Source organism: Promicromonospora sp. CA-289599 (assembly GCF_050936155.1).
Taxonomy (GTDB): domain Bacteria; phylum Actinomycetota; class Actinomycetes; order Actinomycetales; family Cellulomonadaceae; genus Promicromonospora.
The window spans coordinates 4,785,448-4,795,002 of sequence record NZ_JBNJNI010000001.1 but is presented as its reverse complement, the minus strand read 5'-3'; the positions used below and the strand labels follow the sequence as shown (position 1 = coordinate 4,795,002).

The following is a 9,555-nucleotide window of genomic DNA, read 5'->3' as shown; positions in this document are numbered from 1 at the left end:
TATTTGCCCTCCTGACGCTGTCAGGAGGGCAAATATCACGCACTCAACAGTTTGGTCAGAGGGTTGACGGCGGCATCTTGTATGCCGCGAACGCCTCCGCGACCTTGGCCTCAGTCAGGCCGTACCGCTCCAGCGTGTACGCGTGCGGGCGGTGGCCCGTACGGTCGAGCGATGCGGCAAGGTTCGCGTCGTCCCGCTCGCCCCATGTCAGGTCCAGCCGCTCGAAGACCCCGCGCAGCACCGTCTCCGGTTCCGCGAGCAGGTCGTCGTAGAGGACGTCGACCACAGCGGAGTCGGGAAGCTGTTCGCGCAGCTTGATCGCGCGCTCGACCCCGCCCGCGGAGATGCCCAGCCACTCCTGGCCGATCCGGGCCAGGTCGATCCGGCCGGGCTTGATGTACATCGTGTGCGTCGCCTCGGCCATCGAGCAGCCCGAGGCGACGGCGGCCCCGGGCGTGCGGTGCGTCCAGACGAACCGTGCGTCCGGGAAGGCGCGCAGGATCTCCGGCAGCCGCCACAGGTCCATCGGGTGCTTGAGGACCCAGCGGTCCGGCGCCTCGCCCGCCGCGATGACCTGCAGGGCATCGCGCAGGAACAGGAAGTCGGCGGTGAGGTCGGCGTCCGCCACGTAGTCCAGGTAGCGCGGCGCGGGCCCCCACGTCGCGAACATCTCCGTGTGGGCGCGCAGCATGAAGTCCTCCTCCTCGCTGTCGGCGACCAGCGGGTGCAGGTGCGCCCACGCGGGGCTGAGCTTCGCCACCGTCGCGAACCGCTTGCGGGCCTGCGCGATCAGCTTCTCGCGCTCCGCCTCCGGACGCGGCAGGCCGAGGTTGGTCATCTCCCACAGCTTGGGGCCGCGGTTGCCGGGGCTGCGCGCGATCAGGTTGTACGTGAGCGTGGTCCCGGTCCGCGGCAGGCCGACGACGAACACCGGCGCCGTCACCGGTTCGTCGCGCACCCCGGGGTGCTTCGCCTGGATGTCGCGGACCACCGCGCGGTTGTCCAGCCGCTCCCGGATCTGCTGCTGGGTGCTCATCCAGCCCATGCCGCTCAGGTCGGGGTTGGCGGCGTGGTCGGCGAGGAGCAGCCGCAGCCCGTCGAGCGCGGCGAGGTCGTCGGCGCCGAGCGGGACGCGCCCTTCCTGGACCTCCTGGAGCAGCCGCTCGAAGACGGCGTCGGGGTCCTTGCGGGTGCGCATACCGGGTGCGAGCAGGACGTTGAGGAGTCGGAGCAGTGGTGTGGCCTGGGGCATGGCGCACATCCTGCCCATACCGACGGGTGGCGACAAGCCACCGGGCACCGGCCCGACCGGATCGTGACGAAGCTGTTTCGCCCGTCCGGAGTGTTCGTCCACTAACATCCGGAGCGAGTGCTCGTGCGCGGCGTCACACCGCCGCGCCGGGCTGTCGTCGAGAGGGGAATCGTGACCGCACGACCGCCGTCGGGCCCGCTGGTACGGCTGGGTGACGTCAGTGACCGCACGCTCCTCGTGGAGACGACGGCGGCCGCCGACGCCAACGAGGTGTACGAGCGGCTGCGGCTCCAGTGGGGAACGGTCGCCCCGGTGGACCTGGAGCCGGGCGTGCCGGCCTGGCTCGTGCTCGGTCACAACGAGGCGGTGGGCGTGCTGCGGGACGACCGCACCTTCATCAAGGACCCCTCGATCTGGCACGGGCACGCCGAGAACCTGCTCGGCCCGCAGTCGGCGCTCCACCTGGTGCTCCCCCGCGCCCCGAAACCCACGCTCGCCGACGCCGACGGCGCCAAGCATGCCCGCATGCGGCCGCCCGTCGACGACGCGCTGGGTCAGGTCGACGAGGCCCGGGCGGGTGCGATCACGCGCCGGCTGTGCGGGTCGCTCATCGACCGGTTCGAGGACCGCGGCCGAGCGGACCTGGTCGCCGAGTACGCGGCGGTCGTCCCGTTCCTCGTCCTGTCCGAGCTCGACGGGCTCGAACCGGGACAGGCGCAGCGCCTCCAGGAGATCACCAGGGCGATCTTCGAGTCCGGGGCCGCGGCGCGCGAGCGGACCGTCGAGCTGCTGGAGATCGTCACCGAGCACATCGCCCACAGCAGGGAGCTCGGCACCCGCGACATCGCGGGGATCCTCGCCGTGCACGACAACTTCGAGAGCGACCTGGAACGCGCACAGACCCTGACCGCCATCACGCTGGCGGCGAACGAGTCGCTGCTGGCCTGGATCGCGCAGACGCTCGCACTGGTGCTGAGCGACCCGCGCTTCTCCCACCGGGTCTCCGGGGGCCGCCTGCACATCGACGACGCCCTCGACGAGGTGCTGTGGCGCTCGACGACGAACCCCAACCTCATGCCGCGGTTCGCCACGCGCGAGGTGACCATCGGCGACAAGGTGATCGAGCGCGGGGCGGCGGTGATCGTCGGGGTGCACGCGGCCAACCACGACCCGCGGGTCCAGACCGATGACCCGTGGGACACCGTGGGCAACCGGGCCTACCTGTCGTTCGGCGCCGGTCCGCACCGGTGCCCCGCGCCGCGCCTCGGGCGGGTCATCGCGCGGATCGCGGTCGCGGAGCTGCTGCAGCGCCTGCAGGTCACGCTCGTCGGCGACCCCGACAAGGTCGAGTGGGCGACCAGCCCGTGGATGCGTTTCCCGGCCCGGCTGCCCGTGACGTTCCCGTCGCCGCTCCAGCAGCCCGTCCCCGGGGGCTGGCCCCCGGAGGGGTTCGCACTGTAGGCACCCGGGTCTCCGGGACCGTCATTCCGCCCGGACGGCGGCGAGGCTGGTCGCGATCACGACGTCGGCCGGCGGCGTGTCGTCGATGACGACGCCCACCTCGTCCGGCTCCAGCCGCTCCAGGGTGTCGAGCTGGGACTGCAGCAGGGACGGCGGCATGAAGTGGGTACGACGCCGCATCCGGTCGAGCAGCACCTCGGACGTCGAGTCGAGGTGCACGAAGAACAGCCCCGGATGGCCCTCGCGCAGCCAGTCGCGGTAGACCCGGCGCAGCGCGGAGCAGGCGGTCACCGAGATCTCGCCCGCGGCGTCGAGCCGCGCGATCTCGTCGGCGAGCGCGCGCAGCCACGGACGCCGGTCGTCGTCGTCCAGCGGGATCCCCGCCGACATCTTCTCGATGTTCGCGGCCGGGTGGAACGCGTCGCCCTCGACGAACACGCCGCCCAGCGCCGCCGCGAGCGCGCGGCCGACCGTCGTCTTGCCGGTCGCGGTGACGCCCATGACCACGATGTGCCGGGGCGTGCTCATCCGGTCACCAGCCAGAGCAGCGCGGCGATCAGGAAGATGGCGAGGCCGAGGGTCGTCTCCAGGACGGTCCACGTCTTGAGCGTCGTCTTGACGTCCATGCCGAAGAACCTGCTCACGAGCCAGAACCCGGAGTCGTTGACGTGCGACAGGACGGTCGCGCCGGCCGCGACCGCGAAGACCAGGAGCGTGATCTTGACGTCGCTGAGGCCCTCCGCCGCCACCTGCGTCGCGATGAGCCCGGACGTCGTCGTCAGGGCGACCGTCGCGGAGCCCTGGGCGACGCGCAGCACCGTCGCGATGAAGAACGCCTGCAGGAGGATCGGCATGCCCAGGTCGGACAGCGCCTCGGTGAGCGCCGAGCCGATGCCGCTGGCGCGCAGCACCCCGCCGAACATGCCGCCCGCCCCGGTGATCAGGATGATCGAGCAGATCGGGCCGAGGGCGTCGTCCAGGATGCCGGTGGCCTGGCCCATCGAGAACCGGCCGCGGGACAGCACCGCGAGCGCCACCAGCACGGTGATGAGCAGGGCGATCGGGGTCTGGCCGAGCAGAATCAGGGCGCTGGCCCAGGCCTGGCCCTCGGCGACGACCTCCGCCTTGACCAGGGTGTCCACCACGGTGTTGAGCGAGATCAGCACGAGCGGCAGGAGCAGGAGGAACAGGACCGTGCCGAACCGCGGTGGCGCCTGGGTGGCGGTGGCCGTCGACGCGCCGCCCGCTCCGGTGCCCCCGTCTCCGGTGCCCCCGTCTCCGGTGCCCCCGTCTCCGGTGCCCCCGTCGGCGTCCTGGTCCCGGCCGCCGTTCATCCGGCCGAACACCGCGGTCGGGATGTCGATGACGTACCGCGCGCTCAGGTGGCGGGCCACGTAGTGGACGCCCAGGAACCATGCGACGACCGCTACCGGCACACCCAAGAGAAGGGTGAGGCCGATGTTCCCGCCCATCGCGGCGGCGGCCGCGACCGGCCCGGGATGCGGTGGCACCACGGCGTGCATGACGGCGAACGCACCGGCCGTGGGCAGCCCGTACCGCAGGATGCCGCCCCCGAACCGGCGCGCGACGGTGAAGATGATCGGCAGGAACACCACGAGGCCGGCGTCGAAGAAGATCGGGAAGCCGAAGATGAGCGCGGCGACGCCCAGAGCGAGCGGCGCATGCTTCTCGCCGAACCGGGCGATCAAGGTGTCGGCCAGGACCTGCGCGCCGCCGGTGATCTCCAGCAGCCTGCCGACCATGACGCCAAAGCCCACCAACAGGGCCACCGAGCCCAGCGTCCCGCTGAACCCGGTCAGCAGCGCGGCGGGGACGTCCGCTATCGGGATTCCCGCGGCGACCGCCGTGAGCAGGCTGACGAGCACGAGCGCGACGAACGCGTGCAGCTTGAGCCGGATGATCAGGAACAGGAGCAAGGCGACCGCAGCCGCCGCAATCAGGAGCAGGATGCCCGCCCCGTAGACCGGTTCGATCTCGGTCATCACCGCCTCCTCGCGGTCCGTTCTGGCTCACGTGATCGCCTCGACACTAGCAGGGTGAATTACGGCGACGGAGCAGAACCGTCGAGCGTTTTGCCAGGTGATCAGCTCGGGCGACCTAGGTCTGGCAACGCGTGCCCCCTCCGTGCGTCAGTCGACGGCGGCCGCGAGCACCCTGTCCAGCACCTGGTGCGCGGCGTCCCGCGCCTCGGCACCCCGCGGCTGCTGGGCGATCCAGAGCGCCGCCTCGTTCATGGCGCCGGACAGCTGGGCGGCCGTCGCGTCGAGCAGCCCGGCGGGGACGCCGGCGTCGGACAGAGCCTCACGCAGGTGAACCGCCGAGTTCTCCGCGTCGAGCCGGCGCCACTGCTCCCAGCCGAAGACGGCCGGGGCGTCGATGAGCAGGACGCGCACCGCCGGGGCGGCGGTGATGGCGTCCAGGAACGCGTGACAGCCCGCGCGCAGCTGCGCCCGCGGGTCGGCGCCGGCGCCCTCGGCTGCCGCCACCACGGCCTCCGCGACCTCCGACTGGAGCCGCGCCGCGACCGCGCGGAAGAGCCCCGCCTTGCTCCGGTAGTGGTGGTAGACCGCGCCGCGCGTGACACCGGCCGCGCCGGCGACGTCGTCGAGCGAGACCGCGGCGAAGCCACGTGCGGCGAGCAGGTCGGTGGCCGAGGCGAGGATCGTCCGGGCGGTCTGGGCGGCGTCGGCCGCTGAGGCGCGAGGCAAGAGCACTTCCTTTACGTACGGAGTGTATGTAATCTGGGACTTACATACACACTGTACTTAAAGGAGCTCCCCATGAACGCCACCGGCCTCTACCCGGTCCTCATGTCGCGGGACGTCACCGCCGCCGCGGCCTTCTACCGAGACCTGCTCGGCTTCGAGGTCACCTACGACTCCGACTGGTACGTCAGCCTGCGGCTCGGCACGTTCGAGCTCGCGCTCGTCGCCCACGACCACCCCACGATCCCGGCGGGCTACCACGCCCTGCCCCGGGGAGTCCTGATCAACCTCGAGGTCGACGACGCCGACGAGGTCCACGAGCGCCTGACCGGCCACGCCGGGCTGGAGCCGCTGCTGCCGCTGCGCGACGAGGACTTCGGGCAGCGGCACTTCATCGTGGCCGCACCGGACGGCGTCCTGCTCGACGTCATCCAGCCCATCCCGCCCACCGCCGAGTACGCGGACGCCTACGCCGAGGCGTGAGCCCGGGCCCGGGCCGCGCGGAGGTCCGGGTCAGCCGGCGCCCGGACCCTCGGCCGCCTGCCGGACGAGCCCGCCCAGACGCTCCCACGCGGATTCGGACAGGTCCGCCAGCGCGTACGCCGTCGGCCAGAGACCGTCCGCCGAGTCCAGCTGCGCCTGGGCGCTGAACCCGAAGGTCGAGTAGCGCTCCTTGTCCAGCTGTCCGCTGCGGTAGAAGCAGACCACCTTGCCACCGCGGGCGTACCCGGGCTGCCCGTAGTACAGCTTCGGCGCGAGCTCCGGCGCCACCGTCGCCACCATCGCATGCACTCGTTCGGCCACCTCCCGGTCGCCGTCGGGCATCTCGGCGATCTTGGCCAGGACGTCGGCCTCCTCGGCGGCGGCCTTCTCGGCCCCGCGCGCACGCTTCGCCTCGGCCTTCAGCTCCGCCGCGCGCGCCTTGATCGCTGCGCGTTCCTGGGCGGAGAACCCATCCTTCTCTTTCGCGGCAGGTGCGTCGGTCATCGGTGTTCCTCCTGGTGCGGGTGCCGGCTACACCCGCCAGGTTAGGTTTTCGCGTGGTGGGCGGCTTCTCGATTCCTGACCGATACCCGCGAGGTTGAGACGCACTGGCCTGGTGACCTTCTGCGACCAGGTGACGCGCTCCAGCAGGTAGCGGCCGAGCCCTAGCAACTTCCGGACGACGTTCCGCGGGAGACCGCACGGCGCAGGCGACGTCACCTCCACGTCCCGACGGCGTTGACGGCGGCCTCGACGAGGTCGGCGTCGATGTCGCCGTGCTCGATGGTGCTGCGGTAGTGGAGAGGGCCGATGGCGAGCGCGGCGGCCGACCGGGGATCGGTGCTCAGCGTGATCTCGCCGCGCTTGTGGGCGCCCTCGAGGGCGGCGGCAAGGCGCTCCATGAGGATGGACGCGAAGCGTTCCCGCCGGGCGTCCATGTTCGCGTCCCACAGCGCGGAGTTCGCCAGCGTGGTGGCCACGGCGCGCACGGTGTCGTGCTCGAGCTGGCGCGCCAGCGCCGTCAGCTCGGCGCGCAGCCAGTCCCGGGCCGGGACGGTGGGCGCGTCGAAGAAGGGCAGGGGGACGGTGGCCATGGCCTCGCCGAGGAGCTGGTCGCTGCGGGGCCAGTGCCGGTAGACGGTGGCCCGGCCGACACCCGCCCGTTCGGCGACCTGCGCGTGCGTGACCGCGGTGGGCCCGAGCTCCACGAGCAGGTCGCGCGAGGCGTCGAGGATCGCCGCCCTGCTGCGGAGATACCGCGGATCGGTGTGAGCTGCCATGTCCTGATTCTATGAGACGTCTTGACTCACAGTCGACCCGGCTGTCACGCTCCCCCTATGAGACAGTCTGTATCGAAACTGCTGAGGATCGCGGTCCTCGGAGCGACCGGGGCCACGGGCCGCCACGTCGTCACCGCAGCCGTGGAACGTGGCCACGACGTGATCGCCCTGACCCGGCGACCGGGTTCGTTCGAACCCCGCCCTCGTCTGACCGAGACGACCTGGGCCGACCTCTCCGACGCCCCCGGACTGACCCGCGCCCTCGCCGGGGCCGACGTCGTGATCAGCACGCTTGGTGGCGCGAACAAGGGCCCGACCACGGTCTGTACGGACGGCATCCGGACGACGGTGGCCAGCATGGGTGAGGCGGGCGTGTCGCGACTGATCGTGGTGAGCGCCCACGGCGTGCTCGACTCCCATGACCGGTCGCTGTACTCCCTTGCGGCGTGGGCCGGCGTCGGCGAGAAGCTGAGGGACAAGGAGTCCATGGAGCCCGTGGTCACCGGCTCAGGGTTGGAATGGACGCTCGTGCGCCCGCCGGCCCTCACGGACGCCGCGGCCACCGGTGCGTACCAGGTCGGGACCGACCTGCCCATCCGGCTGTGGAGCTCGATCGGCCGGGCCGACCTCGCCGGCTTCCTTGTCGCCGAGGCCGAGAGCCCCCGGTTCGTCCGCGCTCACCCGAGGATCTACCAGTGACCGCGCAGCCGGCGCCGGAACGACGGGTGGCCGTGGTCACGGGCGCCACCGGCGGGATGGGTCGCGTGATCGCGCTGGAGCTCGCCCGGTCCGGCATGCACGTGGTCATCGTGGCCAGGGACCCGCGCCGCGCGGACTCCCTCCGCGACCAGGTCGAGCGCGAGGTGGGCGCCGGCCGGCTCGACGTGGTTCCCGGCGACCTCTCCCGCAGGGACGGGGTGATCGGTGCCGCCGGAGCGGTCCTCGCGCGCCACCCGGCGGTACACGTCCTGGTGAACAACGCCGGGGCGCACTTCGGCGAGCACCGACTCTCCCCGGACGGGGTGGAGCGGCACGTCGCCGTCGACTATCTCGCCGCCTACGGGCTGACCCTGCTGCTCCAGGAGGCGCTGGAGCGGGGCGGGGCACGCGTGGTGAACGTCGCCTCGGACACGCTGCGCGACACCCGGCAGGTGAAGCTGCCCGGCCGCCCGCCGCGCCCGGCCACCGTCACCACGGACGAGCTCGACGACCTCACCCGGCTCAACCCGGCCGACGGATTCGCGCCCTTCCAGGCCTACGCACGCGCCAAGCTGCTCACGGTCATGGCGGGATACGACCTCGCACGCACCTTCGAGGACCTCGGCATCACCGTCAACGCGGTACACCCTGGCATCGCCGCGACCAACATCGTCGACGACCTGATACCGCCCGCCCTGCGACCGTTCGGCGCGCTGATCCGCCGGTTCATGCTCACCCCCGAGGAAGGCGCCTCCGCCGCCCTGCGCCTGGCCACCGACCTGGCACTCGCCGGAGTGACCGGCCGCTACTTCGTGCGCGACGTCGACACCCGCACCCCACCGGTCTCCTACGACGTCACCGCCCAACGGCGGCTGCGCGCGACCAGCGACCGGTACTTCCTTCCCGGACGCCCGAGCTGAACCCGGAGAAGGGCTCCGGCCGGAAGCGGTGACCGCTACTCCCCGTCTGGTGTGCCACTCACCCAACCTCCGGGATGGCCGCCCCCTCGACGGGTGGGCGAAGCTGGCAGGAGGCCGATCGCGGTCTCGGCGACGCCACCTAGCCGGTCGGCGTCCATCCCGGCTTTGCCGAGTGCCTCGAGACCTCGAAGGACGGCCAGGACGAGGGTGGCGAGCTGGTCGGCGTCGGCTGCCCGGTCGAGATCACCCTGACGCTGCGCGGCGCGGATGTCGTCGGCCAGGATCGTGGCGATGCGTTCCAGGGTCCGGCGGGATCGGACGGTGACGTCGGGGTCGTGCTCGGACAGTTCCGCCGCACCCTTCGCGAGGAGGCATCCGCGGTGGATTCTGTCGGCGGCGATCTCGGCCGCTGCCGCGCGGACGTGGGCGCACAGTCGAGCGTAGGCACCGTCGTCCGGTCCGGTCAGCTCGTCCGCCACGGCGCCAGCGATGCGTGCGCTGTAGGTATCGAAGATCCGCAGGAACAGTTGGTGCTTGCCGCCGAAGGCGCCGTACAGGCTGCCCTTGCCCAGGCCGGTCGCCGCCGCGATGGCGTCCATGCTCGTCCCGGCGTAGCCCTTGGTCCAGAACTGCTCGCTCGCAGCGTCGAGCACCGCTTCCTCGTCAAACTCTCTCGGTCTGGCCACTGCCCCAGGATATCCGTAGTTGACGGTTCGGTCCATAACTCGCTACGG

11 protein-coding genes are annotated in these 9,555 nt (G+C 71.8%); 4 read left to right on the top strand and 7 right to left on the bottom strand.

The annotated features are described in order from the left end of the window. Nucleotides 1–55 precede the first annotated feature (55 nt). The gene (locus ACQEVI_RS21390) at nucleotides 56–1,252 is read right to left on the bottom strand and encodes a sulfotransferase family protein (protein WP_432902490.1); all 1,197 of its coding nucleotides are present in this window, start codon (nucleotides 1,250–1,252) and stop codon (nucleotides 56–58) included. Between the two features lie 171 nt (nucleotides 1,253–1,423). Between ACQEVI_RS21390 and ACQEVI_RS21385 the strand changes: the two genes are divergently transcribed. Continuing rightward, entirely contained in the window at nucleotides 1,424–2,713 is a 1,290-nt protein-coding gene (locus tag ACQEVI_RS21385; protein ID WP_432902488.1) for a cytochrome P450, read from the top strand. A gap of 21 nt (nucleotides 2,714–2,734) precedes the next feature. Here ACQEVI_RS21385 and ACQEVI_RS21380 read toward each other — a convergent pair whose 3' ends face one another. The 3 genes from ACQEVI_RS21380 to ACQEVI_RS21370 form a co-directional block, all read right to left on the bottom strand. Further along, nucleotides 2,735–3,241 carry a gluconokinase gene (locus tag ACQEVI_RS21380; RefSeq protein WP_432902486.1) on the bottom strand — a complete coding sequence of 169 codons (507 nt, stop codon included), beginning with the start codon at nucleotides 3,239–3,241 and terminating at the stop codon, nucleotides 2,735–2,737. Next, entirely contained in the window at nucleotides 3,238–4,716 is a 1,479-nt protein-coding gene (locus ACQEVI_RS21375; RefSeq protein ID WP_432902484.1) for a GntP family permease, read from the bottom strand. Before ACQEVI_RS21375 ends, ACQEVI_RS21380 begins: the two co-directional genes overlap by 4 nt. A 147-nt stretch (nucleotides 4,717–4,863) precedes the next feature. Then, nucleotides 4,864–5,442 carry a TetR/AcrR family transcriptional regulator gene (locus ACQEVI_RS21370; protein ID WP_432902482.1) on the bottom strand — a complete coding sequence of 193 codons (579 nt, stop codon included), beginning with the start codon at nucleotides 5,440–5,442 and terminating at the stop codon, nucleotides 4,864–4,866. Nucleotides 5,443–5,514: 72 nt separating this feature from the next. Here ACQEVI_RS21370 and ACQEVI_RS21365 point away from each other — a divergent pair, with 72 nt between their 5' ends. Beyond that, complete coding sequence (locus ACQEVI_RS21365; RefSeq protein ID WP_432902480.1) at nucleotides 5,515–5,922, top strand: VOC family protein; 408 nt, start codon at nucleotides 5,515–5,517, stop codon at nucleotides 5,920–5,922. 30 nt (nucleotides 5,923–5,952) lie between these two features. Here ACQEVI_RS21365 and ACQEVI_RS21360 read toward each other — a convergent pair whose 3' ends face one another. Together ACQEVI_RS21360 and ACQEVI_RS21355 are read right to left on the bottom strand one after the other, a co-directional pair. After that, the gene (locus ACQEVI_RS21360) at nucleotides 5,953–6,426 is read right to left on the bottom strand and encodes a DUF1801 domain-containing protein (protein WP_432902478.1); all 474 of its coding nucleotides are present in this window, start codon (nucleotides 6,424–6,426) and stop codon (nucleotides 5,953–5,955) included. Nucleotides 6,427–6,638: 212 nt separating this feature from the next. Continuing rightward, entirely contained in the window at nucleotides 6,639–7,202 is a 564-nt protein-coding gene (locus tag ACQEVI_RS21355; protein ID WP_432902476.1) for a TetR/AcrR family transcriptional regulator, read from the bottom strand. A 57-nt stretch (nucleotides 7,203–7,259) separates the two neighbouring features. Between ACQEVI_RS21355 and ACQEVI_RS21350 the strand changes: the two genes are divergently transcribed. Further along, entirely contained in the window at nucleotides 7,260–7,901 is a 642-nt protein-coding gene (locus tag ACQEVI_RS21350; RefSeq protein WP_432902474.1) for an NAD(P)-dependent oxidoreductase, read from the top strand. Next, entirely contained in the window at nucleotides 7,898–8,821 is a 924-nt protein-coding gene (locus tag ACQEVI_RS21345) for an SDR family NAD(P)-dependent oxidoreductase (protein ID WP_432902472.1), read from the top strand. Before ACQEVI_RS21350 ends, ACQEVI_RS21345 begins: the two co-directional genes overlap by 4 nt. 35 nt (nucleotides 8,822–8,856) lie before the next feature. Here the strand turns inward: ACQEVI_RS21345 and ACQEVI_RS21340 are convergent, their stop codons facing one another. Then, nucleotides 8,857–9,507, bottom strand: coding sequence for a TetR/AcrR family transcriptional regulator (locus ACQEVI_RS21340; protein WP_432902470.1), 651 nt, complete (start codon nucleotides 9,505–9,507; stop codon nucleotides 8,857–8,859). Nucleotides 9,508–9,555: the final 48 nt, after the last annotated feature.

Coding starts and splice junctions, on each gene's coding strand:
- ACQEVI_RS21390 (WP_432902490.1), bottom strand. CDS start 1,252: ATGCCCCAGGCCACACCACTGCTCCGACTCCTCAACGTCCTGCTCGCA.
- ACQEVI_RS21380 (WP_432902486.1), bottom strand. CDS start 3,241: ATGAGCACGCCCCGGCACATCGTGGTCATGGGCGTCACCGCGACCGGC.
- ACQEVI_RS21375 (WP_432902484.1), bottom strand. CDS start 4,716: ATGACCGAGATCGAACCGGTCTACGGGGCGGGCATCCTGCTCCTGATT.
- ACQEVI_RS21365 (WP_432902480.1), top strand. CDS start 5,515: ATGAACGCCACCGGCCTCTACCCGGTCCTCATGTCGCGGGACGTCACC.
- ACQEVI_RS21360 (WP_432902478.1), bottom strand. CDS start 6,426: ATGACCGACGCACCTGCCGCGAAAGAGAAGGATGGGTTCTCCGCCCAG.
- ACQEVI_RS21355 (WP_432902476.1), bottom strand. CDS start 7,202: ATGGCAGCTCACACCGATCCGCGGTATCTCCGCAGCAGGGCGGCGATC.
- ACQEVI_RS21350 (WP_432902474.1), top strand. CDS start 7,260: ATGAGACAGTCTGTATCGAAACTGCTGAGGATCGCGGTCCTCGGAGCG.